Source organism: Bartonella sp. HY761 (assembly GCF_026743145.1).
Lineage (GTDB): Bacteria > Pseudomonadota > Alphaproteobacteria > Rhizobiales > Rhizobiaceae > HY038.
In genome coordinates, this window is record NZ_CP104887.1 from 1,815,629 (window position 1) to 1,842,264 (window position 26,636).

Below are 26,636 nucleotides of genomic sequence, written 5' to 3' on the forward strand. Positions count from 1 at the left end.
TTAATCTTTCCTTTGGTATAAATGGTTACCTAAAAAGGCTTCAAGCAATTGGTTTGTTTTTACTCCCAATGCTCTTTCTACCAATTTCAAGACAGAAACAAAATGGGCTTGATATTCTATCTCGCTCCATGAAAACTGCTTATTGCCAAGTAAGTAGGCTTGACCTGCTAAAATGAATTGAAGAGTTGATAAGGCATCATCAACATTAAAATCTCCTTCTCTTACCCCTCGCTCAACCAGAGGGGCGAGTGCTTTACCTATCTGCTTAACCCAAGCAACATTGATCTGCTCGTGCAGATCAGCATTATTGGGCGTATCTAATGCTGCATGGAGATAAGGATGATTATTCTCAATTTCTTTCAAAGATGAAAAAGCAGCAATAAAGAGCTGAAAAGCACGCTCGTCAGTTTTTGATGCAATTTCATTTACTTTGCCAACCATTTGACTAACCCAATCTTCTGCGAGATAGCAAAGCAACTCTTTTTTTGATGTAAAATATAAATAAAACGTACCCTTAGCTATTCCTGCATTTCTTACGATTTCGTCAATTGAAACGTCTTTTACGCTGCGCTGGCTAAAGAGTTGGGTTGCCGCTATTATAATTGCTCTTTTCAGCTCATCGCCTTTTTTTACACGCATGAAATCTCTCAACTGGTTAAATCGCCATAGATAAAAACGTCAAAATAGCTAATAATGACCGTTAGTCATTTATAGATTTTTAAAAAGATTGCAAGCGTATTTTGTTTAAAATTGAATAAGCTGCCTAGCAACCAGTCTAAAAGCACAAATTTTATGGGATAAACGCAAGCTATTGCAGCTTGCTATTGATTAGTTTTCAAATACAGCTTTAATGGATGAAGTTAAATTTAATGGGGGTTAAACTATGACTAATATTTTGAAAAACATTTTTGCTCTTTTGGTACTTGCTATTTTTTCTTTTGCAAGCCTACCAGCTTATAGTGCAAACACACCTTGTAGCGGCAAAAAAGGCGGTGTAAAGCAATGCACAAGCGATGGCAAATTTCTCTGCAATGATGGATCCACAAGCAAATCCAAACAAAAATGTAGCCGCTAACGTAACTGGGTAATTTAGGCTTTACGCTCATCATTTTCATGGTTCAATAGTCTTGCAACCATTTTAGGGTGGGTAAAATATACCCCCCTAGCTGGTGGCGGCGTTGTACACAAAACCATCAAAACCACCCATAAAACTGTAAAGACCACTTTGCCCAATATGCTAGAATGAGATGCGCCCTGCTCCTGCTCAAGTCGATATGTGGCAATTAATTCTTTTACAACCGGCCAATCACTTGTAAAAACCCACATATTTATACCTTCAGTCGCAAAAACATAATGCGGGGACGCTGCAGAAAAATAGCTATTATCTAACATCACCTCAATACCATAGCTATTAAGATAAGTTTTCAAAGCATAAGTATCCAAAGTACCAAAACCAGTTGCGACCCTAATCATATCAGGATTTTGATACATGAATACTACCCCCAATTTTTATAAAACAATCGAACCAACCCACTGCAACAAAGTAATTATACATAATCAATATATATTTACAAATAAAAATCGAGATAATTATTTAATAAAAACAGAACAAACCACAATGAAAAATCATCCTTATGGTTTAAATTCATGTAATTCTATTAATAAATAAAATTACAGCTCTGCGACACCTATGCACTTAAAACCATCCACATCAGTTACACCAGATGACGCACCGCAGGAAAAGCAAAAGGGTGAAAAATTACTTTTACGACTATGGCAATTATTGCAACAACTAAAAATATGCAAACCGCAATGGGGACAAAAATCGGTTTTTCCATCCTTAAGCGGTATATTGCGCTCGCAACTTGGGCAGCGTTCTTTTTGTAAAAAAGTTAAAGCTTTGTCATATTCTATATTCTTGCGACGCTGCATTTCCGGCTCGGCTTCAAGTTCCTTCATCCTGTACAAATAGCCCTGAAACGCACGAATTAAGTAAATGCCAACCACAACAGATGTTATAACACCAGTTATTATCCTTACATAACCACCATAACTTGGAAGATATGGCACCAATTCTACAAAAAACGTGAAAATTGCAAAAATAATAAACCCCAAGCAAATGGCCAATAGATAGTTTTACGCTTTTTAACAAAAGCCCAACCAGCGACAACCAACAAGGGCAAGGTTAAAATTAAACGATAGACAAATACTTTTAATTTTTGCCAAGCCTCCGCCTTTTGCAGCTGAATTTCAGCAGTGGCACGAATATTGGCAATATCTTTATCGATATCCTTACCAACTGCATAAAACTCGGTTTGCGCTAACTCACATTGTATTTGATGAACTTCATAATCATGCTCGGCTTTTTGCTTTGCTTGTTGTAAGGTATTCAAATCATTCGTACGCGCAATCAAACTGTCATCTTGTGAATTAGATTGGATACTACGACGAGTTGCTAACCAATTATCAAATTCGGTTTTGCTAGAATTGTACAAACTAGTACTTAGCTCGACTTTTTCGCGAAGCGCGTGCAAAATCTCTTGTTGTTTTTGCATTTCTTGGAGAGGCTCTAAACGCTTGGTTTCGATATGCGCAATTGCGGCATCATCAATAAAATCACCAACTGTAAGCTTTGCCTCAACTTTAGGCAAATCCGCAATAATGTTACTACCAAGTTGCAACAAAAACCATGCAAAAATGAAAGTGAGCCCCCAAAGGAATAACTTAAAGCATTTTTCAGTCCATCGTTGAGATTTTTTCATTAATGTCACTCCGTGAATCCAACCACTAATGAACAATGTTCATATTTATTTGAAATTGCAAGTAATAATTATATTTTCATCGATTATTTTTTTGAAAGGTATTTTCAAAAAAGAAACTTTATAGTTGAAATAAAATTTTGTTATTAAATCAATTATTTTTAAATCCTATCCACCTCAACAAAATCTCGTAACTATTTATTTTCGTGTCTTTTTTCAATAAAAATCAGTTTAAAAACCTTACTTAAGATAGTGTTACCGACAACGAGGGATGAAATTCGACAATTATTTTAGCTTTTAGGGCTTGTGAAATATTAATTTTTCGCTATATTGCCGCCACAATGGTGAGGTGGCCGAGCGGCTGAAGGCGCACGCCTGGAAAGTGTGTATACGGGGAACCGTATCGAGGGTTCGAATCCCTCTCTCACCGCCATTAAATTTTTGCAACTAATTGTTTTTATTGCACTTTTTCAATTGTAAAATCATTGCTATTGCAAAAACGCCAAATCTATCACACAATATAGCATACAAACTGTCACACAAATCGTTGGGGCTATGCATTATTGTGGTTGCAAAAACATCAAATCTAGATCGTTACCTCATGCTACGCAATGGCAATTACGTCTATAAAAGACGTGTGCCCACACCACTTATTGAACTAGATAAACGCAGCCCAATTATTCAAATTTCACTTCGCACAAGTGATTTGATTATTGCTCGCACGAAACGCGATTTGCATGAAAAAGCTGACAATGATTTATGGGCAGCATTGATGCTAGGCACGAACAGCGATGCCGCGATGGAACGCTATAAAGCGGCAATGAAACAGGTTGAAGCATTTGGTTTTGCATTTAAAACCGCCGGCGATCTCGCCAAGGCATCATTAGATGAAATTATCAGCCGCTTTTCTGTTATCACTGACAAAACCTTGCCGCCGCCTCTACAACAAAGCTTGCTTGGTGCGGTAAAAGCGCCAAACACACTACTAAGCGATGCCATCAAGCTTTATTTTGAAGATATTATCCCCCATACGCTAACGGGCAAAAGCCAACATCAACGTGAACGTTGGATACAAGGGCGAAGCGCAACTTTGCGTTTATTAAGCGATGCCATTGGTGACAAAGATATAGATGACATCACACGTCAAGACGGTTTAGCCTTTTATAAAAGCTTGGGAAAATCAATCTTAGATTCAAGCGGCGCTGCCACCCATTCAGCAGCATGGGGCAATCGCCAAATTAGCAATGCCCGCGTTTTCTTAAACTCCTATTTTGCGCATATAGGTAAAATTGACTACAACAATCCATTGTCTGGCCTATCTTTTAAAGAAGTCAATAAAACACGCCCTCCTTTTTCAACCAACTGGATTGAAGACAAGCTTTATCAACCAGGCGCTTTGGCAAAGCTTAATGACGAAGCACGGCATGTGGTTTTTATTTTGGCTGATACGGGTGCCCGCCTTGGTGAAATTTGCAATCTTGGCACAGAAAATATTCACCTAAATGGCGAAGTACCCTTTATTGATATTGCACCGCGTGTAGACCCTGCAGACCCACGCGAAATCAAAACAAACTCTAGCGTTAGGCGCATTCCACTTATTGGCGTGGCATTAGAGGCTATAAAACTACATCGCAACGGCTTTACCCGTTATCGCGATAAGGAAACCACCCTATCGAATACTTTAAATAAATTTTTTAGGGAAAATGGCCTATTTGAAAAAGACAATCAGGTGATCTACTCCCTTAGACATGCTTTTGAAGATAGAATGAAAGAAGCCGATGTCGATCATGAATTACGTATGGCATTGATGGGCCACGCTAACAACCGCCCACGTTATGGATCTGGCGGCGGTTTATTGTGGCAGTGGGAGCAACTTAATCGGATTGCTTTGCCGTTTGATTTTTCAATTTTTTAACAGCAGGCTTTTCTTGTTTTAGTTTGTTAGCCCGTGCATAAACAGCCGCCATGCGCTTTTCCTTATCTTTTAATATTTCAATCTCCGCCTCCAACCGTTCATAAAGCGGTAAACAAGCATCAAAATCTGGTGCATAATCCACCATAAGATGGGCCAAATGATCAAGATATGATTCTAACAATTCAACGGTAACGGGTGGAATGCGCGCGGCCATAACCTTAACCTCGTTACACTTTAAAACTTGTCTACAATTTGCATTTGATATTCTTGCGAAAGAAGCCGCACTGTACCGCCCATATTGGCGGCTTTTTTATAAGCTACCGCTAGTCTTGAATATAAGTCGGCTTGTACAGCTAAACTGCCGTCAAATTGCGCAGGATTAGCAATAAACTCAACCGCTTTTCCTTGGCTATCGAAAGCAACATAAACGCCTTTTTCTAACCCCTGCCCTTGCTTTGGCGCTTCTTTTATAAAGCCGCATTGCTCGGTAAAAATATCAAGGGCAAGGTTAAGCGCTTTTAGCCATTCATCATGGTCAAAAACATTGGCAAAACCTGCCTTTAAGCTTTCAACGCCAGCATTAATGGCTTTTTGTCGTGCTTCATCTTGGGTCATTGTAAAAACCTTGTTAAAAGACAATAGAACTCCACTGCAAACGCTGCCGCGTTGCATGATGGTCTCCTAAAAATGTGGGTTGGGTTATGGCTTAGTTGGCCAAAGGTGCTTTGGCTTTTCTACCTTCTTCTTCCGCTTCAATAATGCGGATAAAGGCTATGATTATTTCGTCTTTGCTCATATTAAGCGTCTTGCAAACCGCCTTAAAGGTCATTGCTAAGACTTGCTGTGCCAATTCGTCATTATCTATTGGTAAAATATCAACAATCTTGGCAACTGTTTCAATGGCTTGCGGTGCGATGGGTTTTTGCATGGGCCTACACCTTTTGACAAAGAGGAATGGCCCGCAAATGCGCTTCCACTTGGCGGATAATGGCGGCGCGGCTTGCTTGGCCAATGTTAACCGCAGCTAAATATTGCGCTAGCATGGCAATGCAGCGCTCACGCAAGGGGTGCCATGGGTGTAGCTTAAACGCAGCAACACAAGCGCAGTAATCGCGCCAAAACTTGCCCAGCTTGTCATTATTAATGGTATTATCAAATTGTGGTGGCGTCGCTTCACTCGCGGAAATAATAAGCGGTATTTGCAGCAAGTTTTGCTTGGGTTTGCACACTGCTTTAACCGCATAGCTTTGGGCAAGGCTTGCGGCTTTTTCACCATAGGTAGCGATTTCATCATCACCAAAGCCAGCATTTTTTAAATCAGCAACATCAACATTGCCTTTTGCCGCCGCAATATCTTGCATGGCAAGCATCATAGCGTGGCAACATGTGGGAATTGGGTGAATAGCAGCCCCCTGCTGCCATATTGCACTTGGGGGAGAAATAGATGGATTAGTATTGACATTGGTCATTGTATTTACTCCATAAAACCAGATCAGCAACGGCTTCTTCGTGGCTTAATTAAAATACCAAAATGGACTATTTATGTCAATACCATAACGGTCTATTAATTAAAAAAATAAAAAAAACGCTAAAACAAACAACTAGTATCAAAATGTTCTTGATTTGTTCTCCGATATACGCTAAAAGCTTCACCTGTAAGTTTAAAACCTTTACTTACTCAGATAGCGCAATTAATCTATAATAAATAATATTGGAGGTTAAAATGGCAGAATCACAAAAAAAGGTTAAGCTTCGTGTGTTTACAATTACATCTCTTGACTTAAAAAAAAATGCAGATGACCTCGTTCATGATTTTTCTGCCCAACTTGATGCAAGTAAAGATGCCGAACAACGCATTGTAAAAATAAATAGCTCGTCAGAAGAGGGTGACCTTTGCTGTGAATTCAAAAAAGAAATGATTGATAATGCAGAACAGCTATTCGGCACAATGATTACAATTAAAAGTAGTTCTGATATAGGAAATATACCTAAAGATTTTTTAATTAGAAAAACTTTTGCACTTTCTGAAATAAAAGAAAAAGAAAGTCAAACCAGCGACTTAAAAACAATAAGTGAATTTTATTATCTAATAAAAGGTAAGTATTTAGTATGCAACTTACCTGGAAACAAGACAATAAAGCGTTTTGAAGCCTATATAAGTTCATTACTTAAAACTAACAATTATAATTTATCTCCAAAGATAGCGCCTCAGCACGCTGCTAAATTATCAGATTTAAAGTTAATTAAAGTTGGCCCAAATTTTAGTTTCAACAAAAATCAACAGGAAACACAAAAGAAAAGCTTTTCAATTAAAAATAGTGTGTCAGAGGTACTGGCTAAGATTGTGGGTGATTCTCCTTCATTAAAAGATGTTAATCTTGAAGATATATTGACCGCAGAACTTATTTTAAAGGTAAAAAAGCCAAGAGCAATGAGTGATGAAGATTTTGAAAAATCTTATGGAGCTCTTTTAAGGCCTGTAGCTGATACTGATGATATAACTCTTACTGACAGAAAAGGTAATACCTACAAGGGATCTGAAATCGAATGCAAAGAGGAGATTGAAGTTACACTAACTGAAGATGGCGCTATTTCCGAACCTGAATTAAAGATGGCAATGAGAAGATACATTGATCAAATTGAGCAGTCATGAACCAATTATACCGGTTATTACTTATCCTAGCAACCACATTCATTGTGTATTATTTTATTAATCGCGATCTGGAACAAAACGTACTTTCAACGATGTACAATGTTTCAGGCGTAATGTTTTCCATTGGAATGGGTTTAATCGTGACAATGGGATTTGGTAAAATAAAAAATAAAGATTACTTGGCTCAGCTTAGAAAAAGAATTAACCAAGTAAGGAATATCTACATCATATATTTTGTACTTACAACTGTTACATATATAGTTAGCTTTTGGATTGGAGAAAAAAATATATTGCAGCTGACTCTATTTAATTTTTCTCTTTCAATTAACTTTACTTTACTCGGCCAAAGCACATCATTATGCTGCTCTATTTATTCTATTATTTACTTTATAAGTAATTTTATTAAAATACAAAAATTGAAAGATGATATAAATGATATATAAAGTATTTTTTAAAAAAAATCATAAATAAAAATTTGAGTTACAAGATAATTATAAATTTAATTCTAGCTTTGAGCTGATATAAAACTAAAATAAAAAAATAAGGTAATAAAAATATTAGCGACTAGATAAACATTGAAAGTTTTTTCTTTTAAGGCTTCCGCAATATCCACAGTACTTTACCAATGATCCTAATCTCATCACCTTCGTTTATTCCAGTGATTTTTATTGGTTCTTGATGGTTAGGATCATTACTTTCTGGCCACAACTCATAACCATCAATTGTTTTTCTTATTCGTTTGGCTGTCCGCTCGATCATTTGCCCATTAAAACGAGAGCGTTGAACAATCACCAAATCGTTCGGCTGCACATCCATGCCAAGTTCTATTACATCAACGCAAACTAACTTGTCACCATTGTTTGCTATTCTATTTAAACAATTACCATCTACGGTTAAAGCAAATTGCGCCTTTATTGGATAACCAGAAACACTTGGAACGTATTCCTCTTCATCATTATACACATCTAGATCATCAACCGCCAACCATGAATTTGCTGCAACCTTACCAATCACTGGAATAGTTCCAATTGGTTGTAAAACTGGTATCAAGTTTTCATTTTCTGGAAACAGTAGCATAGAAGCTTCCACGCCAAGATGAGGCGCAAGTTTTTCTGCCCACTCCTTAGTGAGTTTACGTTCCTCAAGTTCCAAACGCTTAATTTGCGGCTGAGTTGTACCAGCTTTTTCTGCTAGTTGTGCTTGGGTTAACTTTAAATTTTGGCGTAATTTTCTGATGATGTTCATAATTAACATATTATACCGATCTGGTTTAGCTTGACAAATACCAAAACAGACTATTATATTGACGTATATAATCCATTATGGTATTTACGGGATTATGAAGAAGCTCAAATTGTATTTAATCGACCATAAAATTTCACAAGCCCGATTTGGCTTGTTGATTGGTGTCACACAAGTAGCAATCAACCGCTACTTGACTGGCAGGCGATTTCCCGAGCCCACAATTATTTTAAAGATAGAAGAGGTCACAAATGGTCATGTCACTCCCTCCGATTGGTACGATGAATATCGTACAAAAAATTCAAATTTAACTCCGTAGACGTTTTACCAAAATTGAACAGTGGTTTTAAATTTTGTTTCATCAAATGTGCCTTTCACCTTTGGTGCGGTTTTAAGTGTCTTTGGTAGCGCTATTAAAACCATAAAAAATCTATTCCCACTATGGGAAAATCTTGCGGAATTTCCCGCCACGGGAAAGCTTTGCTTAAATTAAGGGGTTGTTAAAATGGCAATGATTAACGAGGCTTGGTTTCACCGCTTAAAGGCGGCGCAGCGTGATTTAATTAAGACATGCGGCGGCATTGAGCGCTGTGTTGAGATTACCTCACTTTCTAAAAGTCAGGTTGGCCGTTGGAACAATGCCACCGACCCTGATTTAATGCCCACCAATGCTATTTATATGCTGGAAAATGAATGCGGCATGCCGCTTGTGACCACTGCCCTTGCCGCGCTTAACGGCTACCGCCTTATTGCCCCAGATGAAGAGGGTAAAAGCATGGGCTCGGTCTTGGCCAAGTTTTCAGACCTTGTGGCAGCATCGGGCGATGTGATGGCAACAGGCAGCCGCGCCTTTGCTGATGGTAAGCTAACCCCTGCCGAGGCTGCCGACATTGACCGCGCATGCAGTGCCATGGAAATTAAAATGCTTGAGCTGCGCCAGCAATTGTCACGCGCCAAGGTTTCTACCCTGCATGTGGTTGGTGGAGATTACTAATGAGCAACACCACCCCTTTAAAAGCCTTTTGGACAAAAGAGCGCTTGGCAAAAGCTGCTTTGATGTGGAAGCGCGGCAAAAGCGGCGGCGAAATTGCCCATGCCTTGGGCTGTAAGCCACAGCGCGTCCATGAAGCGATTTATAACCATTATCCGCAGCACTTCCCGCGCCGCGTGAAAAAGCAAGTGCTGCTTAATTTGCAAAAGCAGCGTGAAGGCACATGGGAGCAGCCCAATAAACCCAATTTGGGCGTCAACTTTAAACAATTACAGCAAATGCCCTTTATTGTGGTGCCTATGAGTTATGAGCGCGCCTTGCTTGAAGACCGCTGTTTGTTTTTTGCGAGCCACCCAATGAGTGAAGCAGGGCCATTAATGCCCGTTTGTGGCTGCAAACGCGCTAACAAACATGGCCGCCCCTACTGCGCCCACCATTTACGCGCGAGCCTTAGCCAAAATGAAAATGAGGGCGAATGATGATGTGTACAATTACCCAACATAGCAAGCAAGTTAAAACGTCAAGTTTAAAGACACAGCGCGCCCAATTGATTGATTGGGGTGTTTTTGGCCTGATGATGGAGCGGCGGCGCGTTTTTATAAACCTTAGCCAACAACAGCTTGCGCAAAAAATTGGTTTACCACACCCAAGCATTGTTGCGGCAGAAAAAGGTGCGCCCTTATGTACCAATAGCTTTTTAAAACTATGCGCTTGGTATGGCATAGAGCCAAAAATGTTTTATGCCACTGCGCTGCAAATAAAACGCACTGCTTTCATACAAAGCGAGGCCGTATGATGCCGCCTTTTGGATTTGAAAATTGTGTTGATGTTAAGCGGCTGCGTTTTATGCCGCTAGTAGACCAAAAGCAGGGCATTTTGCTACTGCAACAAATGGGCTTTAACAAGCGCAAAATCATGCAAATGACATGGCTATATAGCGAAGAATATGATGCCGCGCTAAATGCCCCGCCTTTTGCCCTTAGCTATAGGGATTATTAAGATGATAGTTAAGCAAGCCAATAGTGCAACAAAGCATGATAGCGGTAAACCACGCCTTGACCTATTGCCAGTAGAGCCCTTGCTACAAATAGCTAAGGTTTTAGCCTTTGGCGCGCAAAAATATGGCGACCACAATTGGCGCAGCCAAACCGATGGCGGGTTTGTATGGGGGCGGCTTTACGCAGCCACCCTGCGGCATCTATTTGCCTTTTGGAATGGTGAGGATTTGGACGCGGAATCCGGCCTGCCCCACCTTGCCCACGCCGCCTGCAATATCATCTTTTTGCTTGAATTTATGAACAATGGCGGCGGCGTTGATGACCGAGTGAAAAAGGGGGCCGTGTGATGGTAGATAATTTGTCATGTAACACTAGGAGGTACCAGTGGAGGGGCGTCAACATCGCGATCGCTAAGCGGCTGAATACCCCATTTTATAAATCCACTAACAATGGAAGCATCGGTCAGGACTTCATCGTTAAAACGGCAATCAGTACCAAAATCAAAATTATAAATATTTTCTGTTTTTACTATCCAAAAGTCCTGACTAGTAGATGTAGAAGTCCCAAAAAGGCAATTTTTAAAACCAATTTCATAAGGATAAGATATTGCGTCATATTCGTTGCACTCGCCTGTATTTGGGTCATAAGTTGTCCCATTTACCGTAATAAATACTGGTATAAATTTGTTTTGCTGATTAAATGTGCATCTAAAAAATTCGCAATTTTTGATTCTGAAAGGTACGTATTTTTCATCAAAAACTTCGTTTGTGAATATATAATTATCATAAATGATGCCCTTGGTATTTGGCCACATTTTAATTTCTTTAACCGTCTTATTGTCGCTAATCGTTACATCACGGAGAACAATTGTACTCCCGTTATTTTGATTGTATTTGTCAATTACATCAAGCGCTTCAAATTCAATTGGGTTAGTATTAGAATTCATTCCATCAGGGCTTTGCAGTGCACGTTCATTGACAAACAATTTAAGCACTTTGACAGCTTGATAAGCAAAGACGTTATTTTCATCAGGAACGTCAATGATGTAAGACAAGCAAATGACTCCGGCCATTTTTTCGGCATCTGTTGTATCAGCACCCAACATTTTAGTGGCATCAACCAGCAGTTTAGCAAGATTGTTTTTTTGCGTTTCTATGAGGTTGTCTGTAGCATTTTCGAACTGTTTATTACCAAGCTCAAGTTGTATGTTTTGGCTAGTAACCTGCTCGGAGTGAAGCAGACCGCGATAAACGACCACCACAAAGCCACTAAACGCAAATATAGCAAGAATTATATTCCTTGCAGCATCTTCGTTCCAACTAATATTGGGAAGATTAAGGATTTCTTGCCAAGACTTGTAACTTTTTTCATAAACAGACAGTGCAAACCAACAAGCCATAAGGGGAAAAAAGCTTATGAAAAGCGCTGCAAATCCAAAAGCCACTTTTGTTCTGGTTTTTGGAACTATGCTTGTGGGTGCCCGCAGCAGGTCGGAAATTTTGCTTCGAAAGGCATATCCTATTCCAATATAGATTATCGCCAAACAAAAACCGAATATAGCTACTATCATGTACTGTTGGTTACTTGTAAAAAGCTCATCGGTAAACAAATTTACAATTCTAACAATCCAGATATAGCTTACAATAATAACAAAAATGAACGTAAATACGAACAATTTACGTATTGGCGGCTTTTGTTCATTTGCATTATCGATATTTCGACTACTGCTCATGCTTTTCCCTCGCGTTTCATACAGGGGAGATTGTTAGCATGAGTGGTTCAATAATCAATCTTTTTATTGATGAAGCAGGTGGCGTAAAAATTGCCGATTGCGTGACTGATCTTGGTTTGCCAACAATTTCTCGCAATGGTGAATATGCTGGCCCCTGCCCGCAATGTGGTGGCAAGGATCGCTTTTCTTATAATATCCGTAAAGATGTTTGGAATTGCCGTGGCTGTGCCAAAGGTGGGCATGGTGCCTTGTCGCTTGCTGGGCATGTTTTGGGGTTGGATTTGCATATACGTGCAGATTTAATCAAAGCGGCGGAAACAGTGCTTGGCCGCGCTGCGCCACAAAATGAAGTTAGCGATGAAGAGCGTTTAAAAGCTAAGTGGCTTTTTGAGCAAAGGCAAAAAAAGGCATCGGCGTCACGGGCGAAAGCGGATGCGGAAGCCAAATTTTACCGCGAAAAAGAGCAAAGACTTGCGCGAGAAAAGTGGCAAGCGGGGCGGTTGCTGCAAGACAGCCCATTTAATGCCTATTTAGCAAAGCGCTGCGGTGGGGCGATCTCTAGCTTTCCACTTCGTTTACTATCCAACGAGCCTTATTATTTTAACGATGGTGGCAGTTCTAAGATTATTTATGAAGGGCCAGCCATGGTTGCGCCTTTTATCAATGTCGAAGGGCTGATTATTGGCTGCCATTTAACTTGGCTTGATTTGAATAATCCGCCCAAATATCGCCCATTATTCACCGCGCCGCAATCAGGTGAGGTTCTGCCAACCAAGAAAATGCGCGGCAGCAAAAAAGGCGGGCTCATTCCGCTAAGTGGTTTTGTGTTTAACCGTGATGGCTATTTCAAGCCGCGTTTTGAGTGCAAGCGCATGGTGGTGGGTGAAGGCATTGAGACAGTGCTTGCTTTGCGCCTTGCCGAAGGCTTACGCAATGACACAATTTATGCGGCAAGTGGCGACCTTGGCAATTTATGCGGTCCTGCCGATCCTGCAAGCCGCTTTGCCCACCCAAGCCAAACCATGACCGACAGTAAAGGGCGTGAGCGGCGTGTTTTTGTGGCAGGTGACAAGCCACTAATGAGCGATGCGGCAAATTGCATTTTTGTGCCTGACTGGATTAGCGAGTTGGTTTTAATTGCCGATGGCGATAGCGAGCGGGTGATGACTGCTGCTGCCATGACCCGCGCCAAGGTGCGCTTTAGCAAGCCCAACCGCCGCATCATTGTGGTTTGGCCGCCACGGGGGCGCGATGTGGCAGATATGATGGCGGTTGAAGATGAGCGATAAAGAAAACAAAAACAATAATATACCAGAATCTGTCAAAGCAATGCTTGATGCTGCCAATGCACAAGAGGCGGCAGCCCTTGGGCAAAGCACGCAAAACCCGCACCCTTTGGCGAGAGATAATGCCGCAAGTGTTGAAAGCAACCCACAAGAACTATTATCCGATTGCATGGGTGAGCCTGAGACCGATATTGGCAATGGGCGGCGTTTTTTGCACCGTTATGGCGACACAGTTTTGCATGTGGCGCGTATTGGTTGGCATGGTTTTGACGGCAAACGCTGGAAAGAAGATGATGATGGTTCCGTCGTGCGGCCACTAGCACAAAACACCGCGGAACTTATCGACAATGAAGCGCATCTATTAACCGCAACGGAAGATGAGCAAAAAATATTAGACGAAGGCCGCACTGCCAAAATTGAACAAAAGAAAATGGGCTACCCTAAAAAAGACTGGGATACTGACAAGCTTGGCCGCTATATGGAATTAGACGATATTTTAGAAAAGGCGGAAGACACCAAAAAGCTAGTCAATGGCCGCAAATCGTCACGCCACCGCCATGCCAAAAGCTCAGCTGGTACCAGCAAATTAAACAATATGCTTACCGAAGCCCTGCCCCATGTGGCTAAGGTCGTTACCGACATGAATGCCGACCTTTATGCCTTTAACACGAGTAGCGGCACGTTGCGTTTTTATCGTGAAGACATTGGCACTGACAATGAGCCAAAGCATTATTGGAATTATCGCCTTGATCCGCATCGCCCTGAAGATCTTATTTCAAAACTTGCGCCAACCAAGTTTGAGAAAGACTGTGAAGCGCCTAATTTTCATAAGTTTTTAACTACGGTTTTGCCTGATGCTGACATTCGGCTCTTTTTACAGCGCTTTATGGGCTATTGTCTGCTTGGGTCAACGGCAGAGCAATGTTTGTTGTTTTTCTATGGTGTTGGGCGCAATGGTAAATCCACCTTTTTAGATGCTTTATCGCATGTGATTGGTGATTATGCGGTGACGTTGTCTATCGACTCCTTTGCCGGTGACACAAGGCGCGGCGGCGCGGAAGCAACGCCTGATCTTGCACGGTTACCCGGTGCGCGTTTGGTTGCGGCGAGTGAGCCTGAAATGGGCGTTAAACTAAAAGACGCTTTGATCAAGACCTTAACCGGCGGCGAAGTTATCCCTGTGCGGCGCTTGCATGAAGATTTTTTTGAAGTGCATCCGCAATTTAAGATTATCCTTTCAGGCAACCATAAGCCGCGCATTGACGACACATCTGACGGTATTTGGCGGCGTGTTTTTTTAGTGCCGTGGGAGGTTCAAATCCCCAAAGAAGATGTTGACCGCGCTTTGCCTGATAAATTGCGCCATGAAGCATCAGGCATTTTTGCATGGATGGTAAGTGGGGCGTTGGATTATTTAAACTATGGCCTTAACCCGCCTGAAAAGGTGCTGCTTGCCACCAATGAATATCGCGAGGAAAGCGACCCGATTGGGGCATTTATCCGCGCAGCTTGTATTGTCACTGGCAAGGAAGAGGACACATCATCCCCCGGTGATCTTTTTATTGGTTATTGCAATTTTGCTAGTAAAGAAGGTGCTGCGGAATTTAAGCAAAACACCTTTTCGCGCCGCTTTCCTGATTATACGCGCCTTAGCTTTGCCGCACCTGATGGGCAAATGCGGCAATTTTGGAAGGCAAAAAGCGGCACCACGGTTTACAAGGGCATTCGTGTTAAAGACAGTTTTGTAACGCCTGATAATGGGCGCGAGAGTTTTGCAGAGGTTAGAGGCTAAATGATGTGTATTTATTCAAAACCCTGTCCCCTTTTTTACACTGCACCATTTACCGCTGTTTTGCCCTTTATCTGCATTTTGGCTTGGCATAGCCGTTCGATTTTTAAAATTCGGGTGGCTAGGGGCGCAAATTTCCATAATGCAAGGCTTGCACCCCAAAAAAGGGTTTGGGAAATCAAAGGCTTATGACGCTAGGGGCGCAAGGGGCGATAAATTCCGCGTCACACATGAATAAAGATCATTGTTTTAAAAGTTTTATTTTTTTTCATGTAGTGGCGGTGTTTTTGCTGCCCTTGCGCCCCTTTCCACCCTGTTCTTATGTTTTTTCTTTTAAAAACAATCGAATAGAAAAATATAAAATGGGCAGCAAAATTTAAATCTGGGTAGCAATGGCAATTTAAGGGACGATAGACATGAAAACGCTTAATTTACAAAAATTACTGCATTGGGCTTTTGTTGATGAATTGGTAAAAGGCGGTGGTGAAGATAGCTTAAATAGCCCTCTATCAGCTTGGGGTGCGTTTGATGCCATTGCCCAGCTTGGTGTTAGGATCGACCGTGACCGTGGCTCTTGCGATTTACCCATGCAATTGGAACAAGGTGAGCCACACCCCGATGCAGTGTTGGTTGCGCAAGCCGTGCGCGGCGTTGCAGGCATTGTCTATAAGATTGCTCCTTTGGACGAGTTGTTAAGCGATTGGCCAGTGGCTGAGCGTTGGCTCGCAACCCCATTTTATGAGGAAGTGATCAAGCGCTTGCAAAGCCGCACACAAAAGCAAATCGCCCAATCGGTTATTGCGCAAATTGTAACCCATGCAGTTTTATGCAAAACGCCATGCTTTAGCGCCCCCGTGCCAAAGGTTGATTTTGTCAAACAAAACGGCAAACCCTTATGGTTTATCAAGCAAACGGTGCTTAACGAGCTTGGCCGCGAGGTTGAAATGGAAATGGACGGTTATAATAAAAAATCTGGCCGCCCATTTACCAGTGCATACCGCAAATATGTTTTAAGTGATAATCCGCAAAGTGATATCATGGCACGCATTGAATATCAGTTTTGGGTAACGGCTTTAAACCACATTTTTTTAACATTAAACAGCAATATGCAAGATCACCGTTTAAGCCCGTTTTTGGTTAAATTAACGCCTTGGATTAAAGTGAAAAATTCCAAAATTGCGATATTCGGTTAAATAATGATATTGCAAAGGTTGTCGATAATAACCATATCTTTTTATAGAAAAATTCCCTTATATCTACATAAGGCTGGTATTTCAAAAAAGCGCGTTATGAGCATATTGGGACTTTGACTATACATCAGTCGATAAGGCGGCATAGATTGAAAACTATTGCAATCTTGATTTATATAATTTGCCCAACCTAAAGTTGGTTCAAAATCACCACAATCCTCAAAGTCACTTTCGTCAATCTCAAAATCTGCATCTCCATCGATCTGATCTAAAAGGTAAATTAGTCTTTCAATCACAGCTTCCAACATAAGTCGCTTCCTAGCATAAATTTCATATGCTTGCTCTTGGATTAGGGTGGATTCGTGCTCTATTTGGGGAATGAATGTTACAGCCATGACGGCCTCCTGTTGGTTTTCAATTAGCCCCTTTTTCAGAGAGGCAGTCGGGTGGTGAAAACAGCCAACAGTCTGCCCATAGCCTTTCCGTCACCGGTATTGTATAGCTACAGACACCCGACCATGCCTAAGCAACACATAAAAGCGTTGTTATGCAAAAAAGGTATAAGGAGATTGCAATATCGGTTGCATTCCCGCCGTTGGATAGTGTTTTCAGCACTTCTGATGACTCTGCCGCAAACCACCCAAATTGTCAAGCGATGAGCAGCAAATTTAGCAAAATAGGCATTTTTTGGGCGATAGCTGTAATGCTGGGGCGGTAGCAGCCAAATCTGGACTATAGTTAACTGCTACCGCCCAAAAATAAATCAAATAAAATCAATATTTTATTAATGAATAATAAGGCTAGGGGCGCAAGGGGCGAGTATTCTGACTTTATATATAATGTGTGTGCATATGTTTTTTAAAAAACAAGAATATTTTTTCCATGTGTGGCGTAGTTTTATCGTCCCTTGCGCCCCTAGCGTCCCTATTTTATTTTTTATTATTTAAAAACAATATATTATTAAAATATATATTGGGGACGGTAGCTATCTATTTGGGGCGGAAGTTATAAAACAGGGATGATAGATTTCTTAAATATGTAAAAATTAAATAATGCAATTTGCCGCATATATACACATTAAACACCATAAAGTAGAAAAAGGTATTTATAATACCACTCAATAGTGGTATTCACGAAAAATACTATCCACCAACTATTTATTAAAAGGAGCACTGAATGACAAAAACTATTAAAGTTAACGAAGAAACCTTGACACATGTAAAGGAAATAGCGATGAGCGAACACTTAACTCAAAATGAAGTTGTGAAACGTGCAATTGATTTATATAAAATTAAAATTGCTATACAACGCACCAACAATAATGAATTGCCTATATTACAAGTAGTACACAACGAACTACCACTGGATGGACATAAACTCGCAACTTTAAAAATTGGTGACTATATCATTCTAAATTTATTGTATGGTGATTTTAAAGTCCCTATGAATTCAGTATTGGAAGTAAAAACACTAAATGAAGTATTTGGTACGGCCAGCGTTGTTGGTATACATAAGGATGCGTTATCGCGTACATTTGAACGGTTTGAACGATTTAAAGATATGGAAGTTCAATTCTGTTTAGCTGATATTCGTGATTTTACAGATAGTCCTCCAATTAATTTAAGAGAAACTTGGAAACTATCTCTTGACTGATTATGAAATAATAATAAATCACCAATAAAAATAAAAATACATTTGAAAACAATAAGATGTATTTATATTAAGCAAGCATTTAAAAATAAATTTTGACATGCGGCAGTGGCTTGACGTATAAAAGAAGAATGAAAAAAGGTTTATTACCCCGTGCAGCAATGTAGCGGGGTTTTTTATTGGCTAACTACGAGGTTCGCATATGTAAAGGGAACATAAAAATGGCAGGTGTCTTATCCATTGGTTGGTCTAATGAAGATGCCATAAAGAAGTTTGCCGGTGCAGTTCATGCCGTTGGCGACAAATTGCCAATAGCCGCAATGCGTGCTGCAAATCACACTGGGCAAAAAGCCAAGACAAAAGTTGTAAGGGCATTAACTAAGCAAACAGGGCTAAAACGCAAAACAATTGTTAAAGCGGTTAGAGAATACAAGGCTAATCCGTCACGAGTTATTTATATTTTACGCAGTAGTGGTAAAGAAATATCACTGCGTCACTTCGGTGCGCGTGAGACCAAGGCTGGTGTGTCGGCTGCTCCCTTTGGAAAGCGGCAGATCTTTGCCAAGAGCTTTATTTATGGTGGCCAATTCCCAAACCGTGAAAAGCTCGCCGTTTATGGTCAGGTGATGATACGTGAAGGTGCGGCTAGGTTGCCAATAACCAAAGTTCTTTCGGGTGTGACTATACCAGATGAAATGATTAAGGGTGAAACAAAGGAAGCCTTTGACGGTGTGGTCAACAAGGACCTTGCACCACGCCTCTATCATGAGCTCAAGCGTTTGATGCCTTAGGCATATTAAAAAACAACCAAAGGCACATTAATTTTTCATCTAACCATTTGTTTTTAGGTACCTTTGGCTGTTTTTAACTGCTCATACGGCGCAGGGAGGCCTGAGATTTCGCTAGTAGATGGGTTTGAAAGCGGTGCACGGATGCACGAATAAAAACGTGCATTGCACGGATGGGCAAAAATGGAAGAATGGCTTTCAATTTCAGCTGCCGCACGGCGCTTAACCGATGCTGGCGATAGTGTAACGCGCTCTAGCCTTTCTCGCTATTTAGACCAACATGCTGAAGCATTAGCTACAAAAATTGACGGCAAGAAACGCTTGGTTGAGTATGGCCAGCTTTTAAACCACCGCCGTGAAAATATTCGCATTATCGCGCAGCCTGCTGCAAAACAAGCCAAGCAATTAACCGGCACTCAAGCAGATGGCGCAGCGCGCAAAGTGCAAGCAGAGGCGACTATTCGTGAATTGGACTTGGCAGAGCGGTTAAAACTTATAACCCGCACAACAGAAGTTGATCGCGCTGGCCGCGATGCCGTTGCCCTTATGCGATCAAGCTTTGAGCGCTTGCTAGAACCGCAGGCTGCTGATCTATCGATAAAATATGGATGGGATGAACGCACTGTACGACTAGCACTTAAGTCTTTTGCCCATGCGGGAGTTGATATTTTTAACTCTATTATGCTTGAGCATTTAGATGCATTGCGGGGTGAAAAGAATGGAGATAGCCCACCAATTGAGCCCTAGCTTGTTTTTAAATGATTTGAATTTGCGTAATGGCAGAGAAGTTTTATTTTCTGCCCTTGAAGCTGCAAGCCGAAAGGTTGAAGACCTATCCATTTCGGAATATTCTGATCGCTATCGCATGGTAAGCGCCGAATCTGGTTCACCGTGGCCGGGTAAATTCAAAACAGCACGCGTGCCTTATTTGCGCGAGCCACAAGATTGCTTGCATCCAGACCACCCTGCACGGCGCGTAACCGCTCGAATGGCTGCGCAGCTTGGCAAATCAACGGTGATTGAAAACTGGTTTTGCTATATTGTTGACAGAGCCCCCGGCTCAATGATGATTGTTTTGCCAACATTGGATGAAAGCACCAAATTTAACCGTGTTAAATTGGGGCCGACCATTGATGCAACACCGCAAATTGCCCATAAGGTGTTGCCAGTTAATAGCCGCGATGAGCAAGGTTCAACAACAGCGTTTAAACGCTATGCTGGTGGCTTTTGCCAAATCGTCAATGCGGGTTCTTCCAAGGGCTTGCAGATGGTGTCTATTAAATATTTAGCGATGGACGAGGTTACCGGCTATCCTTTAGATGTTGATGGACGTGGTAGCCCACGCGATCAAGCAAGAGCGCGCCAAAAGATGTACGGCGATATGGCAAAGGAATGGGAAGGTTCAACACCCGGCATTGTTGGCGAATGTGCCATTTCTGATGATTTTGAAAAAGGCGACCAACGCTTTTACTATGTGCCTTGTCCGCATTGTCAATGCTATCAAGCCTTAGAATTTGACCAGTTGCAAGCGCCAGATGATAAAACACCGGCGCATTTTTTATGCAGCAACTGCAATGAGAAGATATTGGATGGACACAAGGGAGACCTCTTGGCCAATGGCCGTTGGATAGCAAGGCGCGTTACTGAAGGGCAAAAGCCAATACCACGCCTGATCACAGCTATAGACATTGAAAAATATAGCTGCCCACCGTGTGAAGGGCGTTGCAGACGCTGGCAACCTAGCTATCACCTTTGGGCAGCCTATGCACCGCGTGAAAAATTTAACGATATTTGGGTAAGATGGGAAGCTGCACAAGAAAACACACAAAAAATGCGGGTGTTTTATCAGCAAGATTTGGCCTTGCCCTATGATCCAGGTGGTGCGGCTGTTGAATGGGAAAAGATTGTTGAAGCTGCACAGCGCAGTGATATTCCCTCTCGCGTCATACCTTTGAATGCTGGATTGTTAGTATCAGCCGCCGATATTCAAGGTTATGGCATTAAATGGGCAGTCTATGCAATTGGCCCACGCGGTCAAAGGTGGCTGATTGATAGAGAGGTCTTTGAAGGCTCACCGGAGCAATCCGATGATCCATGGATAGAGCTGAGTGACGCACTAGCTCGTCAATACCCAACAGCGGGCGGCTTGATGAAAGGCATTGATCTATCAGGCATTGACTCAGGCTTTGCCACTGACCGCGTTTATCGCTATTGCGCAAGCCGCGCCAATGTTTATGCCCTTGATGGACGCGCTCCCAAAGGTCTGCCTTGGCTTGGCACACCCGTAAAGCGTGATGTGAGAGATCATAATCGGCGGCTCATTGCTAAAGTCCAGCTTTATCCTGTTGGCAATTATGACGTTAAAACGGAAGTTGTCGCATCGCTGGCAAATTTTATGCAAGGACAGGATAGCAAGGGTTCATGGCCACGCAATGTGCTGCATTTGCCGCCAGACTTATGTGATGAAGGTTTTGCGCAGGAAATTACCGCTGAACGTTTGGTTGACCCCGATGAAGAAGCCCGCGCATCAGTTAATCGGCGTTCACGTAAATTGATAAGCTCACGCGCGCCGCGAGAATGGAAAAAGATTGTCGGGCGCAAAAATGATTGGTTTGACACGACTGTTTACGGTTTTGCCCTTGGTTGGCATTTAGAGCATAAATTGCGCCTTACGCAAGAACGCTGGGCAGATTTGCTATTGCAAGTGCATGGCCAGCCTGCAGAGCCCGATTTATTCAATAAACCGATTGATGGGCCATTTGCCAAACAAGGTATGAAGAAAAAGAAACAACGCAGTTCTTGGGCTGAAAAATCTGCAGCTTTAAACAAATAGTTAGTGGGTAAAATGCAACAAGAAAAGCCAAGAATCCGCGTTAAAGCAGGCTCACAAAAGCTTGACTTAGAAAAAAGAAACACGCCAAAAGCTGGCTATTTGCGCGGTGAACCCGGCTTTGCGTGATCGCGCTGATGATATTTCAGTTGCTTGGTATGCAGCCAATGCACGCGCTAATGATGCGACAATGAATAGCGGCTGGATTGCTGGTGTTGTTGAACAAATCGTTACATCAATGATTGGTTCTGGCTTGCGCTTAAATGCTAAGCCAGACCTTACATTTTTAAAATGGAACGAAAAAGAAGCGTCCGACTGGGCAAGACTTGTTGAAACCAGATGGGAAATATGGGCTTCGCAACCCTATGAATGTGACCTTGCTGGCCGCTATACCATGGCGCAGTTGGAAGCTGCCGCTATCAGGCAGTGGATCGCCACGGGTGAAATATTAGCCCAAGTCAAGGAAGTAAACCGCGAAGGCGCGCAAAGCCTCACCAAAGTACGACTTATGCCAAGCCATTGGCTATCGCAAAAAAATAGTGCCAGTCAAGACTTAAAAGATGGTGTTTATACAAACAAAGATGGCCTGCCAATTGCCTATGCTTTTAAAATAAAAGATGGCTATGGCGTGGAGCGTGAGGAACGTCGTGAAGCGCGTGATCAATATGGCCGCCCGCGCATTATCCATATTTTTGATGGTTCTGCGGGGCAGTTACGCGGTATTACACCATTGGCGCCAGCCTTAAAGATTGTTCGCCAATATGACCAATTGGCTGATGCAACCTTAACAGCCGCCATGATCCATGCAATTTTTGCCGCAACAATTGAAAGCGATTATCCCACCAATGAAGTCATGCAGGCACTGCAAGGCGAAAGTGAAATTATAGAGGGCGGCGAAGATGCTTTAGACGTGCTCCTTGATAAAAAAATGGCGTGGTATGAGAATGTTAATATTGACCTTGGCCGTCACGGCAAGATTGCGCATCTTTTAACCGGTGAAAAATTAAAGCTGCATGCAAGTGAACACCCAAACTCTACCTATGAAGCTTTTTCAAATTTTCTGTTGCGTGAAGTTGCAGCTTGCCTTGGGGTTATGCCATCCGATTTAACTGGTGATTTTCGTGGTGACACCTATTCATCGGTGCGCATGGGTATCGCCAAAAAATGGCCGCTAATGGAGTATCGCCGCCGTCACTTGCCGGGGCGTTTTGCACAAACCGTTTATAGCGCATGGCTAGAGGAAGAAATTGACGCAGGGCGCATACCATTGCCGGGCGGCATTGATACATTTGTTAATAATCGCACCGCTTTAACGCGCAGCGATTGGCGCGGCCCACCAAAGCCGCAAGCCGATGATTATAAGGCCGCCCGTGCCCATGAGACTTGGTACAAAATGGGCGTTATCAGCCAAGAAATGATTTGTAATGATCTTGGTGTCGACCATGAAGATGTGCACGAGCAACTGGCCCGCGAAAAAGCAAGCCGTATCAATAAGGGCTTAAGTGAGCCTTTAGCAGAAAACACAGCGCCAAGCTTAGCTGACAAAATTGAGGATTAAATATGACATCACTTTTTGATGGCATTGATATGTCTGACCCCTGCGCAGTTTGGCCAAAAATGCAAAATGCGCTTGACCGCTTACTGGTTGGGGAAAAAGTCGTACGCAGCCGCTTTGGTGAAGATGAAGTGCAATTTACAGCGATTAATATCGCTTCCCTTAAAGCGCGGATCGCTGAGCTAAAAGCAGAGTGTATGGCAAAGCAAACACGCCGCCCACGTCGTCATGCCATTAGTACTGGCTGGCGCTCTTATTAGGATTGTTTGATGACACAATTTTTGCATATTGCTGAGCGCATTTTAAATCGACCGCTTTTGCTTACACCAGATAAAGCGCAAGTTATTTTATCAGTAATAACAAATCGATCAGGCCTACCTGTAGCAAGCAGATTTGAAGGAGAGCCAATTGCGCGTGACGAAGAAGGGCGCGTCATTGGTAAGCCCTATAGCGTCACGCAAAACAATATAGCTATTATTTCCATTTTAGGCTCACTGGTTAATCGCGGCGCATGGATTGGTGCTCAATCTGGGCTCATTTCTTATGAAGGATTAGCGCACCAAATTAAAACCGCTATGAATGATGACAAGGTGCAATCTGTTGTGCTTGATATTCAATCGCCCGGTGGTGAAGCAGTCGGCTGTTTTGAGCTTGTTTCACAAGTAAGGCAGTTGTCACTTAAAAAGAAAGTCATTGCTGTTGTCAATGGCATGGCTTGTTCTGCCGCTTATGCTATCGCCTCCGCTGCAAGTGAAATTGTCACTACAGAAACGGGTGTCTGTGGCTCAATTGGTGTTGTGTTACTCCATACCGATTTTAGCCGGCAGCTTGATTTAAACGGCATAACGCCAACACTTATCCATGCTGGAGAGCACAAGGCAGACGGTAATTCGCTGCAGCCGCTAACCGATACAGTAAAAGCTGACCTGCAAGCTGAAGTTGATATGCTTTATGGGCTGTTTTTGAAGCATGTTGCCAAAGGTCGTGGCAGCCGCCTTACCATTGCCGCCGCTAAACGAACTGAAGCGCGCACCTTTATTGGTGAAGCTGCTATTGAAGCGGGGCTTGCTGATCGTCTTGGCACTTTTGACACCGTTATAGACGAATTATCACGTATTAAAACAGTGAACCCAGCCAAAGCACATCAAGTCCAAAAAGGGAGAAATCTAATGGACGATCAAACCAACCCCACCTTGAGCAGTGGCGCACAAGCTGATAATCAAATGTCGCTTGAGGCGCATAATCAAGCGCTCGCAAAAGCTCGTCAAGAAGGCGAAGCAATGGGCGAGAAAAAAGCCATGAGCCGCATTGAAGCAATTACCTCAGCCGATGGCATTAAAGGCAATACAAAGCGTCTTGTTGCCGCCCTTGAGCTTGCTTGCCAATCACCAACCATGGAAGCAAGCGCGGTTGTCAATTTTATTGCGAGCAATATTGGGATGGAGGCATCATCTGCTTCACTTGCTAATCGCCTTGCAGCTGATAATAGCACGAACGATAAACTATTCAGCGCTGCTGCTTCTTCTGCAACCTCTGCGCCGCTTACTGCGATTGCACAGCAAATAAATGGAGGCAAGCATGCCTGATGCAAATATTAAAGTTGCAAGTTTTAAGCCTGATAATTTGATTGAAGGCAATGAGCAAACCCAGCCTGTTACCTTAAGCATAGGTGAATATAAGCGCGGTGAAGTCTTGGGCCGCGTTGGCAATATTTATGGCAAGCTATCAACTGCAAATAGTGTTGCCGCAGCGATCATGCCCTTCACGGTCAATGTCACCGCGCAGACTACCATGGCGGTCTATGTTGGCGGCTCATTTAATCAAGATGCTATTTTGCTAGACGGCAAAGAGCTTGAAGATATCAAGTCAGCTTTGCGCGATTGCGGCATTTTTATTCGTCAATGGGGCGCTGCCCCTGATATTGCTTAAGGAGCACATATATGGATCCGCTTTTTAATACGGCTGACCTTTGCGGTGTGGTAGCAACTGTGCGGGTAGCACCAAGTTTCTTTCTTGACCGTTATTTTCGCAGTGCGCCTAAGTTCTCAACCCAAGAAAACATCATCTTTGATGAAATCTTGGAAGGCTTACCAGTGATGGCGCCATTTGTGTCGCCACTCGTTGCAGCTAAACCGCAACAACGCACCGGCTATGGGGTAAAGTCTTTTCGCCCTGCTTATGTGAAGCCAAAACATCAAATCAAGCCAGGCGATTTTGTGAGCCGCTTACCGGGTGAAGCTTTGACCGGCGAATTATCGATGGAAGAGCGCCGCAACCGTGAAATTGTCCGCCTTATAGCTGAGCAAAAGCGCCAGATTTATGCGCGTTGGGAATGGATGGCGGCACAAGCAATTATCAATGGTAAGGTTGAAGTCTCAGGTGAAGATTACCCTGCACAAATTGTCGATTTTGGCCGTGATCAAAATAATGAAATCATCATTTCAGCAGACGCCCAAAAATGGGCAAATGAAAATGCTGACATTGATGGCTTGTTAGAAGATTGGTCGCTGCAGCTTTTGACTAAAAGTGGATATGCTGGCACAGATCTCATCATGTCACCAGAAGTATGGAAATGTTTCCGCAAAAATAAGGCCGTTTTGCGCAATGCTGATTTGCGCCGTGGCATTACCTCCATGCCTGATTTACAGCCAAAGATTGCACAGGATAGCGTGCGTTATGTTGGTCAATATGGTGAATTTAGCCTTTACGTCTATGCTGGCCGGTTCCGCGATCAAGATGGCAAGGAGACCCGTGCGTTACTAGCCGGCGAAGTGGTTTTAACTGCTGCCCCTAATGATGACGGCCAAGGTGGTGCGCACGGCGTTAAAGTCTTTGGCGCGATCCAAGATGTGCAAGCTGGGCTTGTCGCGACTGATATCTTCCCAAAATCGTGGATACAGCCTGATCCATCGGCTGAATATATCATGTCGCAGTCGGCTCCCTTGATGGTACCGGGCCGCCCTAATGCAACACTCAAAGCCACCGTGTTGTGATTTTCGCTTTAATAAAGGTAATTTAATATGGATTATAAAGCTAAAGTGCAAATACTGTCCTCTAAGGGCACGATTGCGGTAGGTGATGTTTTGCCGACACTGCCTGCTAAAGAGCTCGCAATGCTTAAAGCATCTAAACTGGTTGTAGCAACTGTTGTGGACAAAGATGAAGCAGGACAGCAAACATCACAGGCCCAAACAGAGCAGCAAAGTGGCGGCGTTGATAAGAATAGCCTCGTCTAAAGCAATATTATAAGGCTACTTA

At 42.6% G+C, this 26,636-nt stretch carries 32 protein-coding genes and 1 tRNA gene; 22 read left to right on the forward strand and 11 right to left on the reverse strand.

The genetic code is table 11. The features are described from left to right. From N6A79_RS07795 to N6A79_RS07810, 4 genes are all read right to left on the reverse strand, one after another. Positions 1–639 carry a TetR/AcrR family transcriptional regulator gene (locus tag N6A79_RS07795; protein ID WP_268545501.1) on the reverse strand — a complete coding sequence of 213 codons (639 nt, stop codon included), beginning with the start codon at positions 637–639 and terminating at the stop codon, positions 1–3. Positions 640–1,089: 450 nt separating this feature from the next. Beyond that, entirely contained in the window at positions 1,090–1,491 is a 402-nt protein-coding gene (locus N6A79_RS07800) for a hypothetical protein (RefSeq protein WP_268545502.1), read from the reverse strand. Between the two features lie 180 nt (positions 1,492–1,671). After that, positions 1,672–1,959: a hypothetical protein gene (locus N6A79_RS07805; RefSeq protein ID WP_268545503.1), complete on the reverse strand. Its 288-nt coding sequence runs from the start codon at positions 1,957–1,959 to the stop codon at positions 1,672–1,674. A 116-nt stretch (positions 1,960–2,075) separates the two neighbouring features. Then, positions 2,076–2,762 (reverse strand): hypothetical protein, encoded by a 687-nt coding sequence (locus N6A79_RS07810; RefSeq protein WP_268545504.1) that lies wholly within the window; start codon positions 2,760–2,762, stop codon positions 2,076–2,078. Between the two features lie 340 nt (positions 2,763–3,102). Between N6A79_RS07810 and N6A79_RS07815 the strand changes: the two genes are divergently transcribed. Continuing rightward, positions 3,103–3,192, forward strand: a tRNA-Ser gene (locus tag N6A79_RS07815). A gap of 132 nt (positions 3,193–3,324) precedes the next feature. Beyond that, positions 3,325–4,674 (forward strand): DUF6538 domain-containing protein, encoded by a 1,350-nt coding sequence (locus tag N6A79_RS07820; RefSeq protein WP_268545505.1) that lies wholly within the window; start codon positions 3,325–3,327, stop codon positions 4,672–4,674. On the opposite strand, the gene N6A79_RS07825 is transcribed toward N6A79_RS07820, so the two are convergent. The 4 genes from N6A79_RS07825 to N6A79_RS07840 are packed head-to-tail and all read right to left on the reverse strand — an operon-like array spanning position 4,634 to position 6,143. Beyond that, complete coding sequence (locus tag N6A79_RS07825; RefSeq protein WP_268545506.1) at positions 4,634–4,888, reverse strand: hypothetical protein; 255 nt, start codon at positions 4,886–4,888, stop codon at positions 4,634–4,636. The genes N6A79_RS07820 and N6A79_RS07825 overlap by 41 nt on opposite strands. A gap of 20 nt (positions 4,889–4,908) precedes the next feature. Further along, positions 4,909–5,346 (reverse strand): hypothetical protein, encoded by a 438-nt coding sequence (locus N6A79_RS07830; protein WP_268545507.1) that lies wholly within the window; start codon positions 5,344–5,346, stop codon positions 4,909–4,911. 34 nt (positions 5,347–5,380) lie between these two features. Next, positions 5,381–5,602, reverse strand: a complete 222-nt coding sequence (locus tag N6A79_RS07835) for a hypothetical protein (protein ID WP_268545508.1) — start codon at positions 5,600–5,602, stop codon at positions 5,381–5,383. A 4-nt stretch (positions 5,603–5,606) separates the two neighbouring features. Continuing rightward, the gene (locus tag N6A79_RS07840) at positions 5,607–6,143 is read right to left on the reverse strand and encodes a hypothetical protein (protein WP_268545509.1); all 537 of its coding nucleotides are present in this window, start codon (positions 6,141–6,143) and stop codon (positions 5,607–5,609) included. Between the two features lie 254 nt (positions 6,144–6,397). Here N6A79_RS07840 and N6A79_RS07845 point away from each other — a divergent pair, with 254 nt between their 5' ends. After that, the gene (locus N6A79_RS07845) at positions 6,398–7,327 is read left to right on the forward strand and encodes a hypothetical protein (protein WP_268545510.1); all 930 of its coding nucleotides are present in this window, start codon (positions 6,398–6,400) and stop codon (positions 7,325–7,327) included. A gap of 591 nt (positions 7,328–7,918) precedes the next feature. Here N6A79_RS07845 and N6A79_RS07850 read toward each other — a convergent pair. Further along, the gene (locus tag N6A79_RS07850; RefSeq protein ID WP_268545511.1) at positions 7,919–8,572 is read right to left on the reverse strand and encodes a LexA family protein; all 654 of its coding nucleotides are present in this window, start codon (positions 8,570–8,572) and stop codon (positions 7,919–7,921) included. A gap of 94 nt (positions 8,573–8,666) precedes the next feature. On the opposite strand from N6A79_RS07850, the gene N6A79_RS07855 reads away from it, so the two are divergent. From N6A79_RS07855 to N6A79_RS07880, 6 genes are all read left to right on the forward strand, one after another. Then, a complete protein-coding gene (locus N6A79_RS07855; RefSeq protein WP_268545512.1) occupies positions 8,667–8,888 on the forward strand; it encodes a helix-turn-helix domain-containing protein in 222 nt (73 codons plus the stop codon). 186 nt (positions 8,889–9,074) lie between these two features. Further along, entirely contained in the window at positions 9,075–9,563 is a 489-nt protein-coding gene (locus N6A79_RS07860) for a phage regulatory CII family protein (protein ID WP_268545513.1), read from the forward strand. Next, positions 9,563–10,039, forward strand: a complete 477-nt coding sequence (locus tag N6A79_RS07865) for a hypothetical protein (RefSeq protein WP_268545514.1) — start codon at positions 9,563–9,565, stop codon at positions 10,037–10,039. Before N6A79_RS07860 ends, N6A79_RS07865 begins: the two co-directional genes overlap by 1 nt. Continuing rightward, complete coding sequence (locus N6A79_RS07870) at positions 10,036–10,356, forward strand: hypothetical protein (protein ID WP_268545515.1); 321 nt, start codon at positions 10,036–10,038, stop codon at positions 10,354–10,356. The genes N6A79_RS07865 and N6A79_RS07870 overlap by 4 nt, the downstream gene beginning before the upstream one ends. Beyond that, positions 10,353–10,559, forward strand: a complete 207-nt coding sequence (locus N6A79_RS07875; RefSeq protein ID WP_268545516.1) for a hypothetical protein — start codon at positions 10,353–10,355, stop codon at positions 10,557–10,559. Before N6A79_RS07870 ends, N6A79_RS07875 begins: the two co-directional genes overlap by 4 nt. A 1-nt stretch (position 10,560) precedes the next feature. Continuing rightward, positions 10,561–10,905: a dATP/dGTP diphosphohydrolase domain-containing protein gene (locus N6A79_RS07880; RefSeq protein WP_268545517.1), complete on the forward strand. Its 345-nt coding sequence runs from the start codon at positions 10,561–10,563 to the stop codon at positions 10,903–10,905. Between the two features lie 14 nt (positions 10,906–10,919). Here the strand turns inward: N6A79_RS07880 and N6A79_RS07885 are convergent, their stop codons facing one another. Further along, positions 10,920–12,290, reverse strand: a complete 1,371-nt coding sequence (locus N6A79_RS07885; protein ID WP_268545518.1) for a hypothetical protein — start codon at positions 12,288–12,290, stop codon at positions 10,920–10,922. A gap of 38 nt (positions 12,291–12,328) precedes the next feature. Here N6A79_RS07885 and N6A79_RS07890 point away from each other — a divergent pair, with 38 nt between their 5' ends. The 3 genes from N6A79_RS07890 (at position 12,329) to N6A79_RS07900 (ending at position 16,558) form a co-directional block, all read left to right on the forward strand. Further along, the gene (locus N6A79_RS07890; protein WP_268545519.1) at positions 12,329–13,579 is read left to right on the forward strand and encodes a DUF7146 domain-containing protein; all 1,251 of its coding nucleotides are present in this window, start codon (positions 12,329–12,331) and stop codon (positions 13,577–13,579) included. Further along, on the forward strand, positions 13,569–15,368 hold the full coding sequence (locus N6A79_RS07895; protein ID WP_268545520.1) for a DNA primase family protein: 1,800 nt from the start codon (positions 13,569–13,571) through the stop codon (positions 15,366–15,368). Before N6A79_RS07890 ends, N6A79_RS07895 begins: the two co-directional genes overlap by 11 nt. Before the next feature lie 413 nt (positions 15,369–15,781). Further along, positions 15,782–16,558 carry a hypothetical protein gene (locus tag N6A79_RS07900; protein WP_268545521.1) on the forward strand — a complete coding sequence of 259 codons (777 nt, stop codon included), beginning with the start codon at positions 15,782–15,784 and terminating at the stop codon, positions 16,556–16,558. 41 nt (positions 16,559–16,599) lie between these two features. On the opposite strand, the gene N6A79_RS07905 is transcribed toward N6A79_RS07900, so the two are convergent. Next, a complete protein-coding gene (locus N6A79_RS07905) occupies positions 16,600–16,950 on the reverse strand; it encodes a hypothetical protein (RefSeq protein WP_268545522.1) in 351 nt (116 codons plus the stop codon). 781 nt (positions 16,951–17,731) lie between these two features. Here N6A79_RS07905 and N6A79_RS07910 point away from each other — a divergent pair. The 10 genes from N6A79_RS07910 (at position 17,732) to N6A79_RS07955 (ending at position 26,614) form a co-directional block, all read left to right on the forward strand. Next, on the forward strand, positions 17,732–18,208 hold the full coding sequence (locus N6A79_RS07910) for a hypothetical protein (RefSeq protein ID WP_268545523.1): 477 nt from the start codon (positions 17,732–17,734) through the stop codon (positions 18,206–18,208). A gap of 218 nt (positions 18,209–18,426) precedes the next feature. Continuing rightward, a complete protein-coding gene (locus tag N6A79_RS07915; protein WP_268545524.1) occupies positions 18,427–18,996 on the forward strand; it encodes a phage tail protein in 570 nt (189 codons plus the stop codon). Positions 18,997–19,176: 180 nt separating this feature from the next. Further along, a complete protein-coding gene (locus tag N6A79_RS07920) occupies positions 19,177–19,740 on the forward strand; it encodes a hypothetical protein (protein ID WP_268545525.1) in 564 nt (187 codons plus the stop codon). Beyond that, positions 19,712–21,826 (forward strand): terminase gpA endonuclease subunit, encoded by a 2,115-nt coding sequence (locus tag N6A79_RS07925; RefSeq protein WP_268545526.1) that lies wholly within the window; start codon positions 19,712–19,714, stop codon positions 21,824–21,826. The genes N6A79_RS07920 and N6A79_RS07925 overlap by 29 nt, the downstream gene beginning before the upstream one ends. A 118-nt stretch (positions 21,827–21,944) precedes the next feature. Beyond that, positions 21,945–23,381 (forward strand): phage portal protein, encoded by a 1,437-nt coding sequence (locus tag N6A79_RS07930; protein ID WP_268545527.1) that lies wholly within the window; start codon positions 21,945–21,947, stop codon positions 23,379–23,381. Positions 23,382–23,383: 2 nt separating this feature from the next. Next, positions 23,384–23,638, forward strand: a complete 255-nt coding sequence (gpW, locus tag N6A79_RS07935; protein ID WP_268545528.1) for a gpW family head-tail joining protein — start codon at positions 23,384–23,386, stop codon at positions 23,636–23,638. Positions 23,639–23,647: 9 nt separating this feature from the next. After that, positions 23,648–24,964 (forward strand): S49 family peptidase, encoded by a 1,317-nt coding sequence (locus N6A79_RS07940; RefSeq protein ID WP_268545529.1) that lies wholly within the window; start codon positions 23,648–23,650, stop codon positions 24,962–24,964. Further along, a complete protein-coding gene (locus N6A79_RS07945; RefSeq protein ID WP_268545530.1) occupies positions 24,957–25,307 on the forward strand; it encodes a hypothetical protein in 351 nt (116 codons plus the stop codon). The genes N6A79_RS07940 and N6A79_RS07945 overlap by 8 nt, the downstream gene beginning before the upstream one ends. An 11-nt stretch (positions 25,308–25,318) precedes the next feature. After that, positions 25,319–26,371, forward strand: a complete 1,053-nt coding sequence (locus N6A79_RS07950) for a major capsid protein (protein WP_268545531.1) — start codon at positions 25,319–25,321, stop codon at positions 26,369–26,371. A gap of 27 nt (positions 26,372–26,398) precedes the next feature. Beyond that, the gene (locus N6A79_RS07955) at positions 26,399–26,614 is read left to right on the forward strand and encodes a hypothetical protein (protein ID WP_268545532.1); all 216 of its coding nucleotides are present in this window, start codon (positions 26,399–26,401) and stop codon (positions 26,612–26,614) included. Positions 26,615–26,636 lie beyond the last annotated feature (22 nt).